Here is a 22048-nt window from a genome sequence, read left to right as displayed (position 1 = left end):
GACGCTGGACGCCGAACGGGGCGTCGTCTACGAGGAGGCCGTCGGCCGCGAGGACATCTCGGCCGCCGATCGGGAGCGCTAGACGAAGGAGAATCTTTGTAGTTAAGTATTGCTGGGGCAACCCTTCGACCAGCATGGGCGCTTACGCAGGGGTCGACCTCGGCGCGACACACATCCGCGCCGTCATCGGTGACGAGACCGGTTCTCTCGTCGCGTCACACAAGACTGAAACGCCGCGCGGGCCAGCGGGGATCGCCGTCACGGAAGCGGTCCTGAACGCGCTCCGCGAGGCCTGTGACGCCGCCGGCGTCGACCCGACGGACGTGACTGCCGCCGGTATCGCTTCCTTCGGCCCGCTGGATCTCGCCGAAGGCGTCGTCGAAAACCCCGCGAACCTCCCCGATACCATCGACCGGATCCCGCTGACCGGCCCGGTCGAGAATCTCATCGATAGCGACCGGGTGTCGCTGCACAACGACGCCAACGCGGGCGTCATCGGCGAGCGGTTCTACTCCGATCGGAACCCCGACGACATGGTCTATCTCACCATCTCCTCGGGCGTCGGGGCCGGCGTCGCCGTCGACGGGAACATCCTCTCGGGCTGGGACGGCAACGCCGGCGAGGTCGGTCACCTCACGATCGACCCGCAGGGATTCATGACCTGTGGTTGCGGGCACGACGGCCACTGGGAGGCGTACTGCTCCGGGGAGAACATCCCGCGGTACGCGACACAGCTCCACCGCGAGGACCCCGTCGAGACGGCGCTCCCCATCGAGACGGAGGACTTCTCCGCGGCGGACGTCTTCGAGTACGCCGGCGAGGACGACTTCGCCACTCACGTCCTCGAACAGATCTGCTACTGGAACGCCATCGGCGTCGCGAACATCGTCCACTCGTACGCGCCGCTGGTCATCTACGTCGGCGGGGCAGTCGCGCTCAACAACCCCGAACAGGTGCTAGAGCCGATTCGCCAGCACCTGGACGACATGGTGATGTCGAACATCCCGGACATTCAGTTGACCCAGTTCGGCGACGACGTGGTGGTTCGGGGCGCGCTCGCCGCGGCGTTGACCGGCGGCACGGGCGACCCGTCGCAGCGGGCCTGAACCCCGCTTGCGGTTTCCTACTGGCCGAGGTCGTAGAGCCGACGGAACGCCGTCGGCGGGAACCGCGGCTCCAGCCGGCTCGGGGGTCGGCCCTGCCCGTTCGTCGCCCGGGCCGCCACGCGTTCGACGACGCCGGACTCGGCCATCTCGTAGAGGAAGCGCTTGACGGTCCCCGGCGAGAGGTCGACCGACTCGGCGGCGCTGATCGCCTCCGTCGTCGCCGTGACCGAGGAGCGCTCCTCCTCGCTCAGGTCGACGAGTTCTCGGAGGACGGCCTGTCGGTTCGCCGGCAGCGCGAGCACCACGCCAAGCGAGACGCAGGGGTCGGGCACCTCGGCGATGGCGTCGTCGACGTTCGCCTTCGTGATCCGGTCCTGGTCGGCGCGCTGTGCCAGTTCGGCGGCGATGAAGAGCGCGGCGAGCGCGGCGTGGGCGTTCCCGTCCGCCCAGTCGGCGATCCGACGAGCGAGGCCGTGGTCGAGGGCCTGCTGGGCGAGGCCGTCCGAGGTCCGGGTCATCAGCACGTCGACGAGCATCTGGCGCTGGTAGGGCTCGATGTGGACCGTGGTCGCGGTGTAGCGCGTCAGCTCGGTCGACTCGGGGGCCTCGCGTCCGATAGCGAGCCAGCTGACGGTGCTCGGGAGGCCGGCGAAGAGGTCCACCAGCTCCGACGAGTCGATGCTCTCCGATTCGCCGACGTGGTCGACCGCGACGACGACGCCGGTGCGCTGCTCCCTGACGAGGTCGTGGAGCCGCGTCCGGAGCGTCTCCGTGCCGATGCCGTGTTCCGGGACCGAGTCCTCGACGAGCGAGTCCAGCACGGCGTGATAGAAGGCGAACTCGCTCGCGGTCCGGCGCGCGTCGACGTAGACGAACGACGGCGAGGTCGGCGGCTGGGCGCGGGTCGTCGTGTGGATGATCGCCTGCTGTTCGGTCGGGAGTCGCTCAAGGTTGGCGAACAGTGCCGTGACGACCGCGGACTTCCCGGACCCGCTCGGCCCGTAGACGTAGGCGTTGGGTGGGAGCTGTCCGTCGAACACGGGGTCGAGGTGGTCCAGCAGCCGTTCGAGGATCGGCCCGCGGTCGGCGGGCTCCTCGATGTGAACCACCGGTGAGAGCGACTCGTAGTCGCGGACGAGTCGCGGCGCTCCGTTCCGGCGTTGTCGACGCTTGATTCTCGCTTCGATGTCCATCGTTCAGATGAGATGTGTATCGTAACAGTTGGTGCGATAAATAAAGGCTCCCGGTTCCGAGAGGTCACAGCGTCGGAACCCACGCGGAGCCGCCGAAGACGCCGACGATGGCGAGGATCGCGATGGTCAGCGTCGCGACGACGATGGCCGCCGCCGGCGGGTCGAAGTGGGTGTCCGAGTGCGCGTAGAAGACGCGCTGGATGACCTCGCCCAGCAGCGCCCCGTACATCCCGAACAGTCCGGCGATGATGAGAGCGATAACGGCCGCCATCGTCCCCGTCTCGGGCGTCCCGCCGAAGACGGCCAGCGCGGCCGTGCTCGCGGGCAGGGTCATGTGGTGGGTGACCGGGATCTTCTCGACGCCGAGGTTGAGGAACGTCAGGCTGGCCGCGGAGATGCCGAAACCGAGGAACGCGCTGCCGGTCTGGATGGCGATCCAGCCGCCCAGCAGCCCGGTGACGACGCCGATCATCGCGACGTTGGCCCACTTGTACTGGTGGGGCAGCCACGGCTCGACCGCGAGTCTGTATGACTGAGCCGTGCCGCCGTCAGTGGTCGTCCCGCCGTCCGTGGCGACGCGCTTCTCGCCGCTCTCGAACGGCGACATGTCGAGGAGGCCGCGGTCGCCCGCCCCGATCAGCGGGTAGCCGAAGACGATGCGGTGGGCGACCGCCGAGAGGACGACGCCCATCGCGATGGGGTCCCACGGAAGCAGGAGGCCGCCGCTGATCTGGCGGACGAGCATCCCGAAGATGCCGAAGATGCCGCCGACCGCGAGGATGTCGGGACGGGTCCCCAGCGCGTAAGCGATGTCTTTCGCCGGGTGGTAGTCGCCCTCGTCGGGCTCGTACATCCCGTCGTGTTTCGCCGCGTAGGCCGCGGCCGCCGCGCCGCCGGCGAACGAGACGTGCGGGCCGAACACGGGCCCGAAGGCGATCGCCCCGGTCACGCCCGTCGCGGTGAGTTCACCGAGTTCTCCGATGATGTTGCCCCGGAGGATCGCCACGGCCTGGCCGGCGATGACCATGAAGCCGGTGAAACAGAAGGCCGGGAGCGCGCCCAGCGCCGCCCCGAACGCGCCGCCGGCGAAGGCGGCGATTATCAGGAGCAGGAAGTCCGGCACGCCCATATCGATGACCGGTAGCTGGAGGATGAGGGTCTCAATCATCGCTTACTCCTCCGTGGCCCAGTCGCGCGAGCGGTCGACGGCGTCGTCCCAGCGCGAGTACAGCCTGTCGGCCTCACCGCTCTCCATCTCCGGGGAGAACTCCTCGTCGACCTGCCAGTTGTCGCGGAGTTCGTCGACGGTGTCCCAGTAGCCGACCGCGAGGCCGGCGGCGTAGGCCGACCCGAGCGCGGTGGTCTCGTCGACCTCCGGACGGGCGATGTCCGTCTGGATGATGTCGGACTGGAGCTGACAGAGGAAGTTGTTCTTGACCGCGCCGCCGTCGACGCGCAGCGAAGTGGTCTCGACGCCGGAGTCGGCCTCCATGGCCTCGGCCACGTCGCGGGTCTGGTACGCGATGGATTCCAGCGTCGCGCGGACGATGTGCGCCTTTCGGGTCCCCCGAGTCATTCCGACAATGGTCCCGCGTGCGCGCCCGTCCCAGTGGGGCGCGCCGAGCCCCGTGAACGCCGGGACCATATAGACGCCGTCGGTCGAGTCGACCGAGCGCGCGAGTTCGGCCGTCTGGGCGGCGTTGTTGATGAGGTCCACGTCTTCGAGCCACTCGATGGCCGCGCCGGTGATGAAGATGGAGCCTTCGAGGGCGTACTGGACCGGCTCGCCGGACATCTGGAAGCCGATCGTGGTGAGCAGGCCGTGGTCGGACTCGACGGCCTCGTTCCCGGTGTTCATCAGGTAGAACGAACCGGTCCCGTAGGTGTTCTTCGCGTCGCCCTCGTCGAAGCAGGTCTGGCCGAACATCGCGGCCTGCTGGTCGCCCAGCGCGCCCGCGACGGGCACTTCCTCGCCGAGGAAGCCGTCGGCGTCCGTGTGGCCGTAGAGCTTCTCGTCGGAGGACGGGCGGACCTCGGGGACCATGGACTCGGGCACGCCGAACTCTTCGAGGAGTTCGTCGTCCCACTCCATGTCGTGGATGTTGTACAGCATGGTCCGCGAGGCGTTCGAGACGTCCGTGATGTGGTTGCCGGTGAGCTTGTAGATGAGCCACGCGTCGATGGTCCCCATCAGGAGCTCGCCGTCTTCGGCCCGGTCGCGGAGGTCGTCCCCGCGTGCGCTCTGCATCTTCAGGGGTTCGGCGTTGTCGAGGATCCACTCGGTCTTCGTCGCCGAGAAGTACGCGTCACACTCCAGCCCGGTCTTGCCGCGGATCCACTCGACCTTGTCCGCTTCCTGGATCTCCTCGACGCGGTCGGTGGTCCGTCGGTCCTGCCAGACCAGCGCGTTGTGTACCGGCTTGCCGGTCTCTTTGTCCCACACGACGGTCGTCTCGCGCTGGTTCGTGATGCCGAGCGCTTCGAGCTGTTCCGCGCCCAGGCCCGCGTCGGCGAGCCCCTGCGTGACGACTTCCTGCGTGTTCTCCCAGATCTCGATCGGGTCGTGCTCTACCCACCCCGGTTCCGGGTAGATCTGTTCGTGTTTCTCGTACGCGTTCGCGACGACCTGCCCGCTGTGGTCGAACACCATGAAGCGGGTCCCGGTCGTCCCCTGGTCGATTGCGCCAACGTATGTGTCTGCCATTGTTGTTGTCTCCGTTGTGGAGGTAGCTTATTTATGGAAGCTACCACCTTACCAGTAAACAACATAGTGAATCATTATAAAGATTACTGATGGTGGGGATTAGTCGATAAAGAACAGCAGGAGCGGCGATACCGGTCGAAAACGTCGGGACGTGCAGTCTCGCTGTTGGCGTCGCGCACGAGAGCGTGCGTCCGGTCGGGAAGTTCCGTGTGGATATCGTGACCGACTCGATAGTAGCTGTGGAGACGTTTTCAGCGCTCCTTCTCGCGAAGATACACAATCGTTACGGCGGTGGCCCGGTTACCAGTACTCGAAATTCCGAATCCGAAAGCAACGTCGGTCAGCTCAGAATGTGCCTCTGGTGGCCGATTCTGGCTGGATTCTTGGGAAATCGATGCGTGACCGACCCCGAACTGGGAGCCGTCTCGCCCCGATTGGTAGTCTGTCGCACGCCCCAGTACGTTTCAATCATTCATGATTCAATAGAAAATTTACTATCCGAGGCTGGTCTGCGGTAAAGTAAAGTAGATGGCCTCCGAATTCCCGAAGAGATGGGACAGACACCACACATCGCCGTCATCGGCGGCGGTTCGACCGGAGCGGGCATCGCCCGGGACCTGGCGATGCGCGGGCTCGACGTGACCCTCGTCGAGCAGGGAAACCTCACGCACGGGACCACCGGTCGGATGCACGGCCTGCTCCACAGCGGCGGCCGGTACGCCGTCTCGGACCAGGCCAGCGCGAGGGAGTGCATCGAGGAGAACCGCGTCCTGCGGGACATCGCCAGCCACTGCGTCGAGATGACCGGCGGCCTGTTCGTCAAGCGCCCCGAGGACTCCGAGGAGTACTTCGAGGAGAAACTGGAGGGGTGTCGGGAGTGCGACATCCCCGCCGAAGTGGTCACCGGGGAGGAGGCGCGACAGATGGAGCCCCACCTGGCGAAAGACATCGACAAGGCGATCTCCGTGCCGGACGGAGCCATCGACCCGTTTCGACTGGTCGTGGCGAACGCCGCGAGCGCGCAGGAACACGGCGCGCGCATCGAGACACATTCGAAAGTCACCGACCTCCTCGTCGAGCGCGGGGAAATCGTCGGTATCGAGGTCGAACACGGCTCGGGGCCGGGCAAGCGCGTCCACGGCACGGCGGGGGGCACCGAGGAAATCCGCGCCGACTACGTCGTGAACGCGACGGGAGCGTGGGCGGGGCGCATCGGCGACATGGCCGACCTCGACATCGAGGTCCGCCCCTCCAAGGGCGTCATGACCATCATGAATATCCGGCAGGTCGACACCGTCATCAACCGCTGCCGACCGAAGGGCGACGCGGACATCGTCGTGCCCCACGAGACGACGGCGATACTTGGCACGACGGACGAGGAGGTCGAAGACCCCGAGGACTACCCCGAGGAACAGTGGGAGGTCGACATGATGATCGACACGCTGTCGGAACTCATCCCGATGCTTCAGGAGGCCCGCACGATCCGGTCATTCTGGGGCGTTCGCCCGCTGTACGAACCGCCGGGCGTGGGCAGCACCGACCCGACGGACATCACGCGGGACTTCTTCCTGCTGGACCACGAGGAGCGCGACGATCTGCCCGGCATGACCAGCATCGTCGGCGGGAAGTTCACCACCTACCGGATGATGGGCGAGCAGATCAGCGACCACGTCTGCGGGAAGTTCGGCATCGACGCGGACTGTCGCACCGCCGACGTGCCGCTGCCCGGCAGCGAGGACTTCTCGGTCCTGCGGGACTACATGGACGAGTTCGGCCTGCGCTCGCCCATCGGCCGCCGGAGCGTCGAGCGACTCGGTTCGCGAGCCGACGAGGTGCTCAAAACCGACGGTCCCAATCCGACCGTCTGCGAGTGCGAGGGCGTCACGCGCGCGGAGATTCACGACGCCATCGAGGGGTCGGGCTCGGACCTCAACGCTGTCCGCATCCGGACGCGCGCGTCGATGGGGAACTGCCAGGGCGGCTTCTGCTCGCACCGCATGGCGAGCGAACTCCACGCGGAGTACGACGAGGCCGTCGTCCGCGAGGCGTGGGACGAACTGCTCCAGGAGCGCTGGAAGGGCCAGCGACACGCGCTGTGGGGCGAACAGCTCTCGCAGGCCGCGCTGAACTACGCGCTGCACGCCACGACGCAGAACCGCGACCGGGACCCGGCCGACGGCGATCCCGTCGACTTCTCGGCGTTCGACGCCGGCCGCAGTCGGGCCGGCGGCGTCGCCGACGCGGACGTGGCCGCCGACGGAGGGACGGATGGCGATTGAGTCGGACGTGCTCGTCGTCGGCGGCGGCCTCGCCGGCCTCACCGGCGCGCTGTCGGCGGCCCGCGAGGGGGCGGACGTGCGGCTGGTCTCCTACAAGCAGAGCACGCTGCGTCAGGCCTCGGGCCTCGTCGACGTGCTCGGCTACACGCCCGACGGCGACGGTCCGCTGACAGATCCGTTCGCGGCCATCCAGTCCCTTCCCGACAGTCATCCGTACCGGACCGTCGGCGTCGAGACGGTCCGCGATGCGCTCTCGCTGTTCGACGAGGCCGTTCCGACCTACGAGGGCGGCCACACGGACGCGAACGCGCTGCTACCGACCCACGGCGGCACGGTCAAGCCGACCGCGCGCTACCCGGCCGGGGCGAGCGCCGGCCTCGCGAGCGACGACCGGGACACCCTGCTCGTCGGCGTGGAGGAGATGGTGGACTTCGACGCGCCCCACGTCGCCGCCCACCTCGGCGCGGCGGGAGTCCCGTTCGACGTGCGCGGGGAGACGATCCGGTTCCCCGGCGACCTGCGGGCCGACGCGAAGGTGACGCGCTACGCGAAACTGCTCGACACGAACGGCGAGGTCGCGGTGCGCGGGCGGAAGGTCCCGGCCCGCGACGCCCTCGCCCAGCGCGTGAACCCGCTGCTCGAAGGCGAGGCGCGCGTCGGCTTCCCGGCGATTCTGGGCGACGACGAACCCGGTGCGATTCGGGCCGCCCTCGGCGAGAAACTGGGCGTCGACGTGTTCGAGGTCCCGATGGGGCCGCCCTCGCTGCCCGGGCTCCGACTCGAAGACGCGCTGTTCGACGCGCTCGACGCGGCCGGCGTCAGCATCGAGACCGGCAACCCCGTGGTGGACGTCGACGGCGACGACCGCGTCGAGCGCGTCTTCGTCGAGAAGAACGGGGCTCGAATCCCCAACAGCGCCGACCAGTACGTCCTCGCGACGGGCGGCTTCGTCGGGAAGGGCATCGAATCCGACCGCGAGGGCGTCTCAGAGCCGGTGTTCGACTGCCACGTCCCCCACGCCGAGGACCGCTACGACTGGTTCGAGACGGAACTGTTCGGCGACCACGCGTTCGCTCGCTACGGCGTCGCGACCGACGACGACCTGCGACCGCTCGACGCGAGCGAGCGCCCCGAGTTCGACAATCTGCGCGCCGCCGGCTCGGTGCTGGGCGGCTACGACTTCGCCGCCGAGAAGTCCGGCAGCGGCGTCTCGATCGCGACAGGCTACGCGGCGGGCCAGCGCGCCGCACAGGAGGCACGATGAGCGACGCCGAATCACCAGACACAGACTTCGACCCGGTTGCACCGAACACGGGGGAGGACTTCGAGCCGGTCGACGTGTTCCCCGACAGCGACGACTTCGACCTCCGCCCCGGCGCGGACTCCTGCTACAAGTGCGCGACCTGCGACACGAACTGCCCGGTCGCGGCGGTCGACGACGACTTCCCCGGCCCGAAGTTCCAGGGCCCCGAGCAGTGGCGGCTGAAGCAGACCGACGACGACTACACCGTCGACGACTCGGTGATGGACTGCTCGAACTGCATGCGCTGTGACAACGCCTGCCCGTCGGGCGTCCCGCTCAGCCAGATGCACAACACCGCCCGCGGGGAGTACGTCAGCGAGCAGATGGACAAGCTCTCCGTCGAGTACGTCCGCAATCGCATCCTCGCGAACTACCGCACGTCGGCGTTCTTCGCGAGCAAGGTCCCGCGGCTGGCGAACTTCGCGATGAACTTCGGTCCCGCCCGGTGGGTGATGGAAAAGACGCTCGGCGTCACCAGCGAGCGCGACTTCCCCGAGTTCGCACGGCAGACCTTCCGCGAGTGGTGGGCAGAGCGCGGCGGGCAGGCGACCTCCCGGGAGAACGCGAAGGCGGCGCGAAACCGCCGCGGACTCCCCGAAGACGCCGACAAGAAGGTCGCGTACTTCCACGGCTGTTACTCGAACTACAACACCACCGAGGTCGGCAAGGCGATGGTCCGCCTCTACGAGGCGTTCGGCTACGAGGTCGTGGCTCCCGAGCAGAAGTGCTCGGGCACGCCGATGTTCGCCAACGGGATGCTCGACGACGCCCGCCGCCACGCCGAGGTGAACGTCTCCTCGATGTCGGACCTCGTCGAGCGGGGCTACGACGCCATCGCGTCCTGTACCTCCTGTTCGATGGCGCTTCGCCAGGAGTACCCGGAACTCTTCGACATCGACGGTATCGAGAAAGTCGCCGCGAACACCTTCGAGGCCGTCGAATATCTGCGCATCCACGAGGACCTGCGCGAGGAGGTCCGCGAGGCCGAGGTGGACGGCGACCTGGCCGAGGAGTTCGCGTACCACGCCCCGTGTCACTCGCGTAATCAGGGGCTGGACCGCCAGGCCGTCGAACTGTTCCGCGACCTGGACGGCGTCGGCGTCGAGGACGTGGGCGACTCCTGTTCGGGCATCTCGGGGACCTACGGCTGGAAGGAGGAGAAGTACGAGAAGTCCATGCAGATCGGCGAGGAGATGTTCGAGCACATGGAAGACGCCGACGGCGAGACGGGTATGACCGAGTGTCCGACCTGCGCCATGCAGATGGAACACGGCAGCGGCTACGAGATCAGACACCCGCTGGAACTGCTGGAAGCGGCGCTGGTCGAGTAGCGCCGCCGCCTCGAATCGAGAGAAAACTGCCGCCGCTCTACTCGCCGCGGACGAACGTCACCGGACACGGCGCGTTCAGCATGACTTCCTGTGCCGTGGAGCCGAAGACGGCCTTGCCGGTCGGCGAGCGCTTGCGGCCGCCGACGACGACGAGGTCGGCATCGGTCGTCTTCGCGAGGTCGACGATCTGCTGGCCGTGGTTGCCGACTGCGCCGCGTACCGACGTGTCGAGGCCGGTGTCGTGGAACCGTTTGAGGAGTTCTCGGACGGTCGTGTGTCGGTCGGCGACTTCGTCGGGGTCGGCCTCGCCAGTGGACTCGAACTCCAGTCGCTCGACGACGTTGCCGTACTCGTCGTCGGTGAAGACGTGTGCGACAACGACCTCGGCCCCGGCCGGGCCGGCGATGTCTGTCACGGCGTCTGCGAGTTCGTCGATACGGTCCGCGTCGTTCGGGCCAACTGCCAGAAGAACGGTTTCTAACGCCATACCGACAACTCCGCGGGACAAACAGTAAAACCTTCGATGGTTTCTACTTCGACGGAAGGGCGCCGCGTCGGATGGCGATTTCCCGGTGTTGTTCCTCCCGACGAGGTTACCCGGTGTTCTTCATCCCGGCGGCGATTCCCTGCACCGTCAGCCGGAGGGTCCGTTTCTCGGTCTCGGTGCGGTGGGACTGCTTGAGCAGTCGGACCTGCAGGAGGTTCAGCGGGTCCACGTAGGGGTTTCGGCGTTCGAGGTTCTCCTCCAGCCAGTCGCGGGAGAGCAGGCCGTCCTGCCCGCTGATCTCGAGGACCTTCTCGACCGTCTCCTCGTACTCCGAGACGAGCCGCGGGAAGATGCGTTCCCGGAGGTCCGGGTCGGCGAGGTCGGCGTACTCACGGGCGATTTCGAGGTCCGTTCGGGCCAGTGCGAGCGACGCGTTGTCGAGCTTCGTCCGGAAGAACGGCCAGTTCTCGTACATCTCCTGGAGCGTCTCCATGTCGCCGCCGTTGTCCAGGTACGCGTCCAGCCCGGTGGCGATGGAGTACCACCCGGGGATGATACAGCGCGCTTGCGTCCAGGAGAACACCCACGGGATCGCGCGCAGATCGTCGACGTTGCGGTCCTCGCTGCGGGAGGCGGGCCGCGAGCCCATGTTGAGGTTCTCGATGACGGTGATCGGCGTCGCCTGCTCGAAGAACTCGACGAAGCCGTCGGTTTCCAGGAGGTTCTGGTACTCCTCGCGGGCGGCGTCCGCGGCGGTCTCCATCGCCTCGCTCCACTCGTCGGGGATCTCCTCGACCGGCTCCTCGACGGCGTTCTGGCGCGCCCGGATCTGGGCGTTGAGCATCTGTTCGAGGTTTCGCTCGGCGATGTCCGGGTTGGCGTACTTCTCGGCGATGGCCTCGCCCTGCTCGGTGAACTTGATCTGGCCGGTGACCGTCTCGTTCGGGAGCGCGAGCATGGCGTCGTTCATCGGGCCGCCGCCGCGGGAAATGGAGCCGCCGCGGCCGTGGAACAGGCGCATGTCCACGTCGTAGTCGTTCGTGATGTCGGCCAGGCGCTTCTGGTTGTTGTACAGCGACCAGTTCGCGGCGAGGAAGCCGTTCTCCTTGTTGGAGTCGGAGTAGCCCAGCATGATCTCCTGGACGTTGTTCCGGGCCTCGAGGGCCTGCGAGTACGCCTCGTTCTCGAACAGCGTGCCCATGATGCGGCGCGCACCGGAGAGGGCGTACTCGGACTCCAGCAGGGGAACGATGTCGAAGCCGCAGTAGCCCGGCAGGTCGACGATGTCGACTTGGTCGGCGAGGAACAGCACCTCGAGGGCGTGGCTCGGCTCCTCGCACCAGCTGATGGCGTAGGTGTCGATGGCGTCCATGCCGAACTCGTTCTGCCAGTCGGCGGTCGCGCGGAAGCGGTTGAGGACCCGCGTGGCGTCGTCCGAGAGCCCCTCCGTGTCCGCCATGTCGATGACCGTGTTGTCCTGCAGGATGGCCTCCGTCAGGAACTCGACGCGCTCGTCTTCGTCCATGCCGGCGTAGTCGATGCCCTGCCGGTCGACGGACTCGGCGATGGCGTCGGTGTGCATCTTGCGGTGGTCCCGGAGGTCGAGGCTCGCGAGGCTGAAGCCGAACGTCTCGACCTTGCGGATCAGCGGGTCGACGTGGGCCTCGGCGAGGACCACGGCGTCGTTCTGCCGGAGGCTGTCGGCGATGACCTCGAGGTCGGCGAGCAGTTCCTCGTCGTCCTCGTATCCGCCCTGGCGCACGTCGCCGACGCGGACGATGGACTCGCGCATCAGCCGGAGCTTCTGGCGGTAGGGCTCGTCGGGGTAGCGCTCCTCGGCCTCGCTGGCGACGCCGGGGAGCTTCGTCTTGTGACGGTTCAGCCGCTCGTCGAACGTCGCGTCGGTCGAGATGTTCGCGGCGTCCTGGCTGAGCACGCCGGAGAGCTCCTTGAGCTTGTCGCGGTACAGCGGGAGGACGGTCTCGCGCTGGCGCTCCAGCGTCTCCTCGGTCACGTCGGTCGTCACGAAGGGGTTGCCGTCGCGGTCGGAGCCGGCCCACGACCGGAACTCGTAGAGCGTGTCGACGTCGACGTCCTCGTCGTAGACGTCTTCGAGGGTCCGTTCGAGCTCGTCGTACACCTCGTCGATCACGTCGAAGAGGACGTTCTCCAGGTACCACTGGACGTTCAGCGCCTCGTCGGTGACCTCGGGCCGACGGTCACGGACCTGCGGGGTCTGCCAGAGGCTCGTTACCTCCGCGGCGAGGTCGCGCTCGATGCGCTCCTCCTCGCGGTCGGTCAGGCGGACCTCGTCGAGCTGTTCGATGTCGCGGGCGACCGACCGGAGCTTCGCCTTCACGGTCTTCCGGCGAGCCTCGGTCGGGTGGGCCGTGAACGTCGGCTCGATCAGCACGTCTTCGAGGACGTCCTCGACGTCGTCGGCGTCGACGCCGCGGTCGGCGAGGTCGCGGACGGCCTCCTCGACGCTGTCGGCGAGGACACCCTCCTGGCTCCCTTCACGGATCTCGCGGACGCGCTCGCGCTCCTCTGCGAGGTTGATGAGTTCGAAGTAGGTCGTGAACGCGCGGGCGATGATGTCTTGTGTCTCCGGATTCAGTCGGTCCAGCGCCTCGTGGACGGCTTCCCGCGTCTCCGCGTCTCCCCGTCGGTAGTCGATGCTGGAGGTCCGAATCGTTTCGACCTCTTCGAACGCCTCCGTCGACGACTGTGCTTCCAGGACCTCTCCGAGGAGGGCACCAAGCTCCCGTACGTCCTGGTTAATTTCTCTGGCGTGCAAAGTCATACCACTCTCTCCCGAACGGAGCCCTAAAACACTATTGAATCGGGGTATAGCGGATGGAAATTCGTTATAGATACCGCTGGGATATAAGTATTAATAATCGTGTATTTCATTACCACACCGCTCGAAAGGTCGCGTCACACCGTGGATCGCCAATGATCGACATCGCCCTGGACATGGAGCAGTACGACTGCCCGTTCATCGACACGACGGCCGATCACAGCGTCGCGTTCGCGGCCGTCCACTGGGACTTCGACGAGCGCGCACGCGAACTCGACACCCGCATGGTCGTCGAGGCCGAGGACGCGGGCGTGCTCGACACCGGGCTGGACGCGCTCCGCGCCCACGAGAACATGCACGACTGCTCGCTGCTGCGCCGCGAGGGCGAGGCGGCCCACATCAAGACGACCATCGAAGAGACGGCGGCGATGCACACCATCCGGGACAACGGCGGCTACATCACCGGCCCGTTCCACATCGAGGAGGGAAGCGAGATCTGGCACGTGGGCTTCGACCGCGGCCGCGACGCCGACACGACGCTCTCGGAACTGGACCGGGACAACGAGTACGACGTGGTCGAGCGGACGGCGACCACGCTCCCGCAGGTGCAGGACCTCGTGCAGAACGCCGGCGCGGCGATGACGCTCGTCGACGGCTGTCGCGACCTCTCGGACACCGAGCGCGAGACGCTCGAACGGGCGGTCTCCGAGGGCTACTTCGAGTCGCCCCGCGACGCGACGCTCGGTTCGCTCGCGGACTCCTTCGGCGTGTCCAAGCCGGCCGTCTCGAAGAACCTCCGGCGCGGGGAGCGAAAGCTCATCGAGCGCGTCGTCGAGGCGCTCGACGACATCGACTCCTGAGCCGGACCGCGGCTCCCGTTCTCCAGCGTTAACATGTTAACTCGGCCCACTATGTGGGTCGCGAGTCTACGATTATCTGTTATGCAGGATACGGCCACACGGAGGCGCGTCCTCGGTGCGCTCGGTGTCGGTGTCGCGGGACTCGGCGGCTGCGTCGGTGACGACTCATCCATGACAGAGCCAGGGAACTCCAACGACGGCGGGTCGACGGACGGCGGATCGACTGCGACCGACGGCGAATCGACGGGCGGGGGCTCGTCCCAGACCGTCACCATCGGGATGTTACAGCCCCGGTCTGGCGACCTGAAGTACTACGGCGACCAGGCGCTGTGGGGCTTCCTCTCGGGGCTGGCCTACAAGGCCGACGCGGACCCGCCGTCGGACCCCGGGACCGGCGAGGTGACGATGACGGTCGGCGACACGGAGTACCGGCTGCTCGTCCGCGACACGGAGTTCTCCGCCGACACGGCACAGACGGCCGCGACGAACCTCGTCGAGAACCAGGACGTGGACCTGTTGGCGGGCTGTACCTCCTCGGCGGTGGCGAGTCGCGTCGTCACGACGGTCGTCAATCAGGCGCAGGTCCCCATCATGCTCGGGCCGGCGGCGTCGGCGGACATCACGTCCAACTCCGAGACCTGCAGCGACCTCGTCTACCGGTCGAGCGAGAACACCGCGATGGACGCGCGCTCGGGCGGGAAGTACGTCGCCCGCGAGACGGACGTGTCCTCGGTGTACCTGTTCGGCGCGGACTACAGCTTCGGACGCGCGGTCGTCAACAACTATCGGTCGGTGCTTGAGGCCGAAGGCGTCGACATCGTCGGCGAGCGGTTCGTCGAGCAGGGCTACGCCGAGTGGGACGGCCTGCTCGAAAACGCCGAGCAGGCGGGGGCCGAGGGCGTCGTCGGCGGCTTCACCGTCGCGACGCTGCCGGCGATGTTCAACGCCTTCCTCTCGGGGGACTACTCCTACCGGGTGTTCGGCGGGCTGGCGACTCGCATCACCAACAGCGTCGTCGGCGGGACGATGCAGAGCGTCCTCGGCGAACCGCTGACCGACGAGAAGATCCAGCAGTCGAAGCTCGGTCCCTTCACGACGCGGTACCACTGGAACCAGTACGACAACCCGATCAACGACGCCTTCGTCGAGAGCTACACCGGGACCTACGGCGTGGTCCCGGACCTGTTCACCTCGGGGACGTTCACCGCCGCGTCGGCCATTCACCAGGCGGTCCGGGAGAGCGGGTCGACGGCGGGCGCGGACGTGGCCGACGCCCTGAAGGGGATGACCGTCACGGACACGCCGAAGGGCGAGGGCGGCTACACCTTCCAGGAGTACAACAACCAGGCGCGCTCGGCGATGACCGTCGCGGACCTCACGCCGACCACCGACGAGTGGGCCGACAACTGGGGCGCGGCCGTCATGCCGAGCCAACCGCTGGCTCGCATCGAGCAGGACGAGACGACGATCCCGGCCGACAGCGACCAGATGGGCTGCTCTCTGTAGGCCATGCTCAGGACACAGGGACTGACCAAGGAGTTCGGCGGCCTCACCGCCGTCGACGACGTGGACTTCGAACTCGACCACGAGCTCTGCTCGCTCATCGGCCCGAACGGGGCCGGGAAGACGACGTTCTTCAATCTGCTCACCGGGACGCTGACGCCGACCGCGGGGTCGGTCGAACTCCGCCGGGAGTCGGACTGGGAGGACGTCACCGACGCCGCGCCCCACGAGACCGCCAGCCGGGGGCTGCACCGCTCCTACCAGGTGACGAACGTCTTCCCGAACAGCACGGTGCTGGAGAACGTCCGCGTGGCCGAGCAGGCCCACAGCGGCGACGCGAGGACGTTCTGGCGCAACGTCGACCACTACGACGAGTTCGCCGAGCGCGCCCACGAGATCCTCGACCGCGTGGGTCTGACGGAACGGGCCGACGACCACGCGAGCACGCTGAGCCACGGCGCGAAGCGAAAGCTCGAAGTCGCAATCGCGCTGGCCGGCGACCCCGCCGTCCTCCTGCTCGACGAGCCCAACGCGGGCGTCTCCTCGGAGAGCGTCGACGAGATACGCGACCTCATCGAGAGCGTCGCGGAGGACTACCCGGTCCTGCTGGTCGAACACAACATGGACATCGTGATGGGCGTCTCCGACCGCGTCGTGGTGTTACACCAGGGCGCGGTCATCGCCGACGGCCCGCCCGCCGAGGTCCGCGCGAACCCCGACGTGCAGTCGGCGTACCTCGGCGGCTACGAACCGGGCAGTCTGATCGACGGCGCGGACGCCGAGTCCGGCCCCGACTCGGAGGGGGGAACCGCGTGAGCGTCCTCGAACTCGCCGGCGTCCACACCTACTACGGCGACAGCCACATCCTCGAGGGCGTCGACCTCGACGTGTCGGAGGGCGAAGTGGTCGCGCTCGCCGGACGCAACGGCGTCGGCAAGACGACGACGCTCCGGACGATACTGCAACTGACGCCGCCCCGGGAAGGCGAGATCACCTTCCGCGGCGAGTCGCTGGTCGGCCTGGAGACCCACGACGTGGCGGCCCGCGGCCTCGGCTGGATTCCCGAGGACCGCCGCATCTTCGGCCAGCTGACCGTCGAGGAGAACCTCCGGGCCGCGATTCCCGAGCCCGGGGACGTGGCCGCCGGCCTCGACCTGGCCTTCGAGTCGTTCCCCATCCTCGAAGAGCGCCGGGGACAGGACGCCGGGACGCTGTCGGGCGGCCAACAGCAGATGCTCGCCATCGCTCGCGGGCTCGTCGGCGACAACGACCTGCTGCTCGTCGACGAGCCGAGCGAGGGGCTGGCCCCGCAGATCGTCGCCGACGTGGCGGAGGCGCTCTCGCGGGCCAGCGAGGACGTGACCATGCTGCTGGTCGAGCAGAACCTCCCGCTGGCGCTCGACCTGGCCGACCGCTTCTACATCCTCGACAAGGGCCGCGTGGTCGACGAGGGCGAGACGGCGGCCGTCTCGGCCGACGACGAGCGCTTCAGGAGGTACCTGTCGGCATGATACTCGAAGCGCTCGCGGACTTCCTGACGGTGAGCGAACTCGGCGGCGTCGTGGTCAACGGGCTCGCGAAGTCCGCGCTGTACGTGATGATCGCGAGCGGCCTCACGCTGATCTTCGGCCTGATGGGCGTCCTGAACTTCGCGCACGGCTCGCTGACGATGGTCGGCGCGTACCTCGGCGGCCTCCTGATGGTCGTCACGGTCTCCGGCGGCACGCCCCCGCTGACGCGACTCGCGCTGTTCTTCGTCGCTGTCGTCGTCGCCTTCGCGCTGCTTTCGGTCCTGGGCGGGGCCATCGAGACGACGATCATCCGCCCGCTGTACGACCGGCCGCCGATCTACCAGATCCTGCTGACCTTCGGGCTGACGCTGGTCATCGAGGAGGTCGTCCGCATCGTCCTCGACGTGTACGGGCTCCAGCCGATCTCGGACTGGCAGGCGGCGCTGGCGACCAAGCCGCAGTTCCTCCGCGAGCCGGTCGCGCTCGGCCCGGTCAGCGTCGGCTGGATGGCGATGTTCCAGATCCTGCTCGGGACGCTCACCGTCGCGGGCATCTGGGCGTTCCTCACGAAGACCCGGTACGGCCTGTACATCCGCGCCGGCAGCGAGGACGCCGAGATGGCGTCTGCGCTCGGCATCGACGTGCGCCAGGTCTTCACCGTGGTCTTCGCGCTCGGCATCGGCCTCGCGGGCGCGGCGGGCACGCTCCTGATGTGGGACCCGACGTGGGGCGCGTCCGTGCCGCTTGCGGCCGAGACGCTCCTGCCCGCGTTCATCGTCGTCATCGTCGGCGGCCTCGGCACCTTCCGGGGCACCGTCGTCGCCGCGCTCGTCGTCGGCATGACCGACGCGGTGACGACGTGGTGGTTCCAGAACGCCATCGAGTTCACGGGCCTGCCCGAACTGGTCCTCTTTCTGGTCCTCGTGGTGACGCTCATCGTCCGCCCGCAGGGCCTGTTCGGCGTCGAGGAGGTGGGGGGCCATTAGCACCGAGACCGAGTCGGACACCGACGCCGCGGCCGGCGCGGCGACGGCGACCGAGACGGCGTGGCCGAAGGCGTACCTCCGGGACCACGTCGCGCACATCCTGGTCATCGCGGCCCTCGCCCTCTACCCAGCGGTGTACGACGTCCTCCTGAACTCGCCGGTCAGCGCGGAGGCCCAGACGCTGCTGCCGACGGTCGAGACGATGGTCGGCGTGCTGTACTTCGGCCTGTTCGCCATCTCCTTCGACTTCGTCAGCGGCTACACCGGCTACCTCTCGTTCGGCCACGCCGTCTTCTACGGCACCGGCGCGTACACCGTCATCCTCGTCGCGAACGGGAAGGTTCCCCTGCTCGGGCCGGGCACGCCGTTCATGCTGTCGCTCCTGGTCGGCGGCCTCCTCGCCGTCGTGCTGGCGATACTCGTCGGCCTCGTCTCCTTCCGGCTCTCGGGCGTCTACTTCGCGATGATCACGCTCGGGTTCGCCCAGGTGCTGTACGTGTTCGTCCGCGGGTGGGACTACGTGGCGAACAACCCCCGCGACGGCCCCGCCGTCGGCCCCTCGCACGTCGAGGGCTTCCAGATCGGCGTCCCCGGCGTCGACCAGCTATCGCTCGCCATCGGCGTGCTGACCGGCGACGAGGTGTCGCTGCTCGGGTCGACGCTGTCCAGTACGGCCGTCTCGTACTACATGGTCGGGCTCGTCGTGCTGGGCTGTTACTTCGCGATGCAGCGCATCATACACTCGCCGTTCGGTCGCGTCCTGCTCGCCATCCGCGAGAACGAGGAGCGCGCGGTCGCGGTGGGCTACAACACGTACCTGTACAAGCTCGGCGCGTTCGCCATCAGCGGCTTCTTCGCGGCGGTCGCCGGCGGCCTGTTCGCCGGCTTCCGGCGCTCGGCCAGCCCGGAGAACTCGTTTTACTTCCTCGTCACCGGCGACGCCCTGCTCGCCAGCATCATCGGCGGGTTCGGTACGCTCGCCGGCCCGCTCTACGGTCGCCTGTTCGACGAGACGGTCCGGGAGTTCCTCTCGCCGGCCGGGCAGGGCGGCGGCCTGCTCCCGTACCTCCGGGCGCTCCTCGGCCAGGAGACGCTCGACGCCGCTGTCGTCGGAAACGAGACCGTCGGCGGGCTCATCGACCTGCTGTTGAACGGGCACGCGAGCCTCTACGTCGGCATCGTGTTCGTCCTGTTCGTCCTCTACGTCCCCGACGGCCTGCTCGGGACGCTGCGCTCGCGCGTCGGCGGTACGTTCGCCGAGGCGGTCCCCGCGAGAATCTGGGGTGACGACCGATGACGGGGGCGAACGCGACGACCGAGCGCGACGGCGTACCGACGGCTCTCGTCTCGCCACCGAACCGGAGTGATCGACAGTGACGACCTCGCAAACGGATTTCTCGCTCGACGACCAACCGACGGAGACGACGATGCACTACGCGACCAACGACGGCGTCGAACTCGCCTACGAGCGCGCCGGCCCGGCGGACGCCGAGACGGTGGCGTTCGTGGAGGGAATCGGTTACGGGCGCTGGATGTGGCGCTGGCAGCGCGACACCCTCGCCGAGGAGTACGACACCATCGTGTGGGACAACCGCGGCACCGGCGACTCGGACGAACCCGAGGGCCCCTACACGATGGCGCAGATGGCGGCCGACCTCGATGCCGTACTCGCCGATGCCGGCGTCGAGTCGGCCCACGTCGTTGGCGCGAGCATGGGCGGCATGATCGCCCAGCGGTACGCCCTCGACCACGACCGGGCGCGCTCGCTGGCGCTGCTTTGCACCTCGCCGGGCGGCCCCGAGGCGGCCCCGGTCCCCGAGGAGACCCAGCAGCGGATGTTCGCCGTTCCCGATGACCTGGACGAACGAGAACTCCGGCGCTACAAGATGCAGCCGGCGTTCTCCGACGGCTTCCCGGACGCCCACCCGGACCTGATCGAGCGAATCGTCGACTGGCGGATCGAGAGCGACGCCGGCGACCGGGCGCTCCAGTGGCAGGCCGCGGCCGTGGCGGCTCACGACGTGTCCGACCGCCTCGGCGAGATCGACGTGCCGACGCTGGTCGTCCACGGCACGGCCGACCGAGTCGTCCCCTTCGAGAACGGCGAACTGCTGGCCGCGGGCGTTCCCGACGCCGCGTTCGAGCCCGTCGAGGGCGGCCCGCACCTGCTGTTCGTCGAGGACCACGAGCGAGTCACCGCGCGCATCCGGAGGTTCCTCGACGATGTCTGAGTTCGCCCCCCAGGACTGGGTCGGTGCCTGGAGCGAGCGGCGGGCCGCGCTCACGCCGGAGCGCGAGGGGCTGGTCGACGCGACGACCGGGCGGCGGTTCACCTACGCGGACCTCGACCGCCGCGCGAACCGCGCGGCTCGACTGCTCCGGGCCCAGGGCGTCGGCCGCGACGACGCGGTCGCCGTCGTCTCGCGGAACCGTCCCGCCGTCGTCGACCTGTTCTTCGCCACCGGCAAGACCGGTAGCCGACTGGCCCCGCTGTCCCACCGCCTCGCGCCGCCCGAACTCGCGGCGCTCCTCGCCCGCGTCGACCCGGCGCTCGTCGTGGTCGAAGCCCCCTTCGCCGAGGCCGTCGCCGCCGCCCTGTCGCAGGCCGACGGACTCGACCCGGGGCTCCTCCGCCTCGAACCCGCTGACGGCGACGCCACCGAATCGGCAGATGCCGCCGACTTGTCGACCGCTGACGAGGCCGCCGCAGACGAGCAGTCGTCCGACGCCGCCGACGCACTCGCGGCCGCCCCCGCCTACGCTTCGGCCCTCCCGTCGGACGACTCGCCCGTCGAACGGGCGGCGATCGCCCCAGACGACACGCACCTCCTGCTCCACACCGGCGGCTCGACGGGGACGCCCAAGGAGACGGAGATCACTCACCGCGGCGTCGTCTGGAATTCCCTGAACACCATCACCGCGTGGGGACTGCGGGACGACGACGTGACGCCGATGGTGTTCCCGATGTTCCACACCGGCGGCTGGAACGTCCTCACCGTCCCGCTGTGGCACATGGGCGGCACCGTGGTCGTCGCCCGCGAGTTCGAACCCGGCGACGTGCTGGACACCGTCGAGCGCGAGGGCGGGACGGTGCTGGTCGCCGTGCCGGCCGTCCTTCGGATGATGGCGAACCACGACCGCTGGGACGAGACGGACCTCTCGACGCTCCGGTTCGCCAAGTCCGGCGGCGGCCCCTGCCGGAAGGCCGTCATGGAGGCGTGGTGGGGCCGCGGCGTCGACCTCTCGCAGGGCTACGGGCTCACCGAGTGCGGTCCGAACAACTTCGCGCTGCCCGAGGGGTGGCCCCGTGAGAAGGCAGACTCCGTCGGCGTCCCGGCGATGCACGTCGACGCGCGGGTGGTGGCGGTCGACGACGGGGAGGACGAAGCCGCCGGAGACGCGGACCCGACCGTGGTCGACCCCGGCGAGGTCGGCGAACTCGAACTCCGCTCGCCCCACGCCGCCGACCGCTATCTCGACGACCCCGAGGCCACCGCCGAGGCGTTCGGCGACGGCTGGGTGTCGACCGGCGACCTCGCGCGCGTCGACGCGGACGGCTACTACTACATCGAGGGGCGGACGAAGCACATGTTCGTCAGCGGCGGCGAGAACGTCTACCCGGCGGAGGTCGAGGACGCCGTCGCCGACCACCCCGACGTGAGCGAGGTCGTGGTCGTCCCGGTCCCCGACGAGACGTGGGGACAGGTCGGCAAGGCCGTCATCGAACCGACCGCCGATGCGGGCCCGGAACCGCTGACCGTCGAGGACCTGCGCGCGTTCCTCGACGGCCGTCTCGCGCGCTACAAACACCCCCGCGAGATGGCGTTCGTCGACGAGATGCCCACCAGCGGGCCGGACAAGATCGATCGCCAGACGGTCACCGAACGGTTCGGTCAGTGAGGTCCCGCGGGATCGACTATTTAAGCGAGTCAGTGAGACAGGCGCACATTCAAGTCGGGCAACTGTCAACAGCACATAAACTCAA

Annotated in this window: 17 protein-coding genes; 12 read left to right on the top strand and 5 right to left on the bottom strand. The window is 68.2% G+C overall.

Annotated elements, in window-relative coordinates; genetic code table 11:
• Positions 1–134: 134 nt before the first annotated feature.
• Positions 135–1106 (top strand): ROK family protein, encoded by a 972-nt coding sequence (locus tag GM656_RS18825; RefSeq protein WP_162415253.1) that lies wholly within the window; start codon positions 135–137, stop codon positions 1104–1106.
• Positions 1107–1123: 17 nt separating this feature from the next.
• Here GM656_RS18825 and GM656_RS18820 read toward each other — a convergent pair whose 3' ends face one another.
• The 3 genes from GM656_RS18820 to glpK form a co-directional block, all read right to left on the bottom strand.
• On the bottom strand, positions 1124–2299 hold the full coding sequence (locus GM656_RS18820) for a Cdc6/Cdc18 family protein (RefSeq protein ID WP_162415252.1): 1176 nt from the start codon (positions 2297–2299) through the stop codon (positions 1124–1126).
• A gap of 64 nt (positions 2300–2363) precedes the next feature.
• Positions 2364–3467: a hypothetical protein gene (locus GM656_RS18815; RefSeq protein ID WP_162415251.1), complete on the bottom strand. Its 1104-nt coding sequence runs from the start codon at positions 3465–3467 to the stop codon at positions 2364–2366.
• Positions 3468–3470: 3 nt separating this feature from the next.
• A complete protein-coding gene (glpK, locus tag GM656_RS18810; RefSeq protein ID WP_162415250.1) occupies positions 3471–5003 on the bottom strand; it encodes a glycerol kinase GlpK in 1533 nt (510 codons plus the stop codon).
• Between the two features lie 551 nt (positions 5004–5554).
• On the opposite strand from glpK, the gene glpA reads away from it, so the two are divergent.
• Genes glpA through GM656_RS18795 form a run of 3 tightly spaced genes read left to right on the top strand, consistent with a single transcriptional unit; the run spans position 5555 to position 9916 of the window.
• Entirely contained in the window at positions 5555–7282 is a 1728-nt protein-coding gene (gene glpA / locus GM656_RS18805; RefSeq protein ID WP_162415249.1) for an anaerobic glycerol-3-phosphate dehydrogenase subunit GlpA, read from the top strand.
• Positions 7272–8546, top strand: a complete 1275-nt coding sequence (glpB, locus tag GM656_RS18800; protein WP_162415248.1) for a glycerol-3-phosphate dehydrogenase subunit GlpB — start codon at positions 7272–7274, stop codon at positions 8544–8546. The genes glpA and glpB overlap by 11 nt, the downstream gene beginning before the upstream one ends.
• Entirely contained in the window at positions 8543–9916 is a 1374-nt protein-coding gene (locus GM656_RS18795) for an anaerobic glycerol-3-phosphate dehydrogenase subunit C (protein ID WP_162415247.1), read from the top strand. Before glpB ends, GM656_RS18795 begins: the two co-directional genes overlap by 4 nt.
• A gap of 37 nt (positions 9917–9953) precedes the next feature.
• On the opposite strand, the gene GM656_RS18790 is transcribed toward GM656_RS18795, so the two are convergent.
• Positions 9954–10403 (bottom strand): universal stress protein, encoded by a 450-nt coding sequence (locus GM656_RS18790; RefSeq protein ID WP_162415246.1) that lies wholly within the window; start codon positions 10401–10403, stop codon positions 9954–9956.
• Positions 10404–10509: 106 nt separating this feature from the next.
• Positions 10510–13206 (bottom strand): phosphoenolpyruvate carboxylase, encoded by a 2697-nt coding sequence (ppc, locus tag GM656_RS18785; RefSeq protein ID WP_162415245.1) that lies wholly within the window; start codon positions 13204–13206, stop codon positions 10510–10512.
• Positions 13207–13358: 152 nt separating this feature from the next.
• Here ppc and GM656_RS18780 point away from each other — a divergent pair, with 152 nt between their 5' ends.
• The 8 genes from GM656_RS18780 to GM656_RS18745 all read left to right on the top strand — a co-directional run bounded on the left by GM656_RS18780 (position 13359) and on the right by GM656_RS18745 (position 21963).
• Positions 13359–14063 carry a helix-turn-helix domain-containing protein gene (locus tag GM656_RS18780; protein WP_162415244.1) on the top strand — a complete coding sequence of 235 codons (705 nt, stop codon included), beginning with the start codon at positions 13359–13361 and terminating at the stop codon, positions 14061–14063.
• 81 nt (positions 14064–14144) lie between these two features.
• Positions 14145–15569 carry an ABC transporter substrate-binding protein gene (locus GM656_RS18775; protein WP_162415243.1) on the top strand — a complete coding sequence of 475 codons (1425 nt, stop codon included), beginning with the start codon at positions 14145–14147 and terminating at the stop codon, positions 15567–15569.
• Between the two features lie 3 nt (positions 15570–15572).
• Positions 15573–16382 (top strand): ABC transporter ATP-binding protein, encoded by an 810-nt coding sequence (locus tag GM656_RS18770; protein ID WP_162415242.1) that lies wholly within the window; start codon positions 15573–15575, stop codon positions 16380–16382.
• Entirely contained in the window at positions 16379–17077 is a 699-nt protein-coding gene (locus GM656_RS18765; RefSeq protein WP_162415241.1) for an ABC transporter ATP-binding protein, read from the top strand. Before GM656_RS18770 ends, GM656_RS18765 begins: the two co-directional genes overlap by 4 nt.
• Positions 17074–18063, top strand: a complete 990-nt coding sequence (locus tag GM656_RS18760) for a branched-chain amino acid ABC transporter permease (protein WP_162415240.1) — start codon at positions 17074–17076, stop codon at positions 18061–18063. Before GM656_RS18765 ends, GM656_RS18760 begins: the two co-directional genes overlap by 4 nt.
• Positions 18064–18196: 133 nt before the next feature.
• Positions 18197–19360, top strand: coding sequence for a branched-chain amino acid ABC transporter permease (locus GM656_RS18755; protein ID WP_174243009.1), 1164 nt, complete (start codon positions 18197–18199; stop codon positions 19358–19360).
• A gap of 130 nt (positions 19361–19490) precedes the next feature.
• Complete coding sequence (locus GM656_RS18750) at positions 19491–20294, top strand: alpha/beta fold hydrolase (protein ID WP_162415254.1); 804 nt, start codon at positions 19491–19493, stop codon at positions 20292–20294.
• The gene (locus tag GM656_RS18745; protein ID WP_162415239.1) at positions 20287–21963 is read left to right on the top strand and encodes an AMP-binding protein; all 1677 of its coding nucleotides are present in this window, start codon (positions 20287–20289) and stop codon (positions 21961–21963) included. Before GM656_RS18750 ends, GM656_RS18745 begins: the two co-directional genes overlap by 8 nt.
• The last annotated feature ends 85 nt before the right edge of the window (positions 21964–22048 follow it).

Origin of the sequence: Haloarcula salina (assembly GCF_010119195.1) — an archaeon.
GTDB classification, from domain to species: domain Archaea; phylum Halobacteriota; class Halobacteria; order Halobacteriales; family Haloarculaceae; genus Haloarcula; species Haloarcula salina.
Note: the sequence above shows the minus strand (reverse complement) of the source record. Positions and strands in the feature narration are given on the sequence as shown.

What these genes read in the sequence shown, in the direction of transcription:
- GM656_RS18825 (WP_162415253.1), top strand. Translation starts at nt 135, where the DNA reads ATGGGCGCTTACGCAGGGGTCGACCTCGGCGCGACACACATCCGCGCC.
- GM656_RS18820 (WP_162415252.1), bottom strand. Translation starts at nt 2,299, where the DNA reads ATGGACATCGAAGCGAGAATCAAGCGTCGACAACGCCGGAACGGAGCG.
- GM656_RS18815 (WP_162415251.1), bottom strand. Translation starts at nt 3,467, where the DNA reads ATGATTGAGACCCTCATCCTCCAGCTACCGGTCATCGATATGGGCGTG.
- glpK (WP_162415250.1), bottom strand. Translation starts at nt 5,003, where the DNA reads ATGGCAGACACATACGTTGGCGCAATCGACCAGGGGACGACCGGGACC.
- glpA (WP_162415249.1), top strand. Translation starts at nt 5,555, where the DNA reads ATGGGACAGACACCACACATCGCCGTCATCGGCGGCGGTTCGACCGGA.
- glpB (WP_162415248.1), top strand. Translation starts at nt 7,272, where the DNA reads ATGGCGATTGAGTCGGACGTGCTCGTCGTCGGCGGCGGCCTCGCCGGC.
- GM656_RS18795 (WP_162415247.1), top strand. Translation starts at nt 8,543, where the DNA reads ATGAGCGACGCCGAATCACCAGACACAGACTTCGACCCGGTTGCACCG.
- GM656_RS18790 (WP_162415246.1), bottom strand. Translation starts at nt 10,403, where the DNA reads ATGGCGTTAGAAACCGTTCTTCTGGCAGTTGGCCCGAACGACGCGGAC.
- ppc (WP_162415245.1), bottom strand. Translation starts at nt 13,206, where the DNA reads ATGACTTTGCACGCCAGAGAAATTAACCAGGACGTACGGGAGCTTGGT.
- GM656_RS18780 (WP_162415244.1), top strand. Translation starts at nt 13,359, where the DNA reads ATGATCGACATCGCCCTGGACATGGAGCAGTACGACTGCCCGTTCATC.
- GM656_RS18775 (WP_162415243.1), top strand. Translation starts at nt 14,145, where the DNA reads ATGCAGGATACGGCCACACGGAGGCGCGTCCTCGGTGCGCTCGGTGTC.
- GM656_RS18770 (WP_162415242.1), top strand. Translation starts at nt 15,573, where the DNA reads ATGCTCAGGACACAGGGACTGACCAAGGAGTTCGGCGGCCTCACCGCC.
- GM656_RS18760 (WP_162415240.1), top strand. Translation starts at nt 17,074, where the DNA reads ATGATACTCGAAGCGCTCGCGGACTTCCTGACGGTGAGCGAACTCGGC.
- GM656_RS18750 (WP_162415254.1), top strand. Translation starts at nt 19,491, where the DNA reads ATGCACTACGCGACCAACGACGGCGTCGAACTCGCCTACGAGCGCGCC.
- GM656_RS18745 (WP_162415239.1), top strand. Translation starts at nt 20,287, where the DNA reads ATGTCTGAGTTCGCCCCCCAGGACTGGGTCGGTGCCTGGAGCGAGCGG.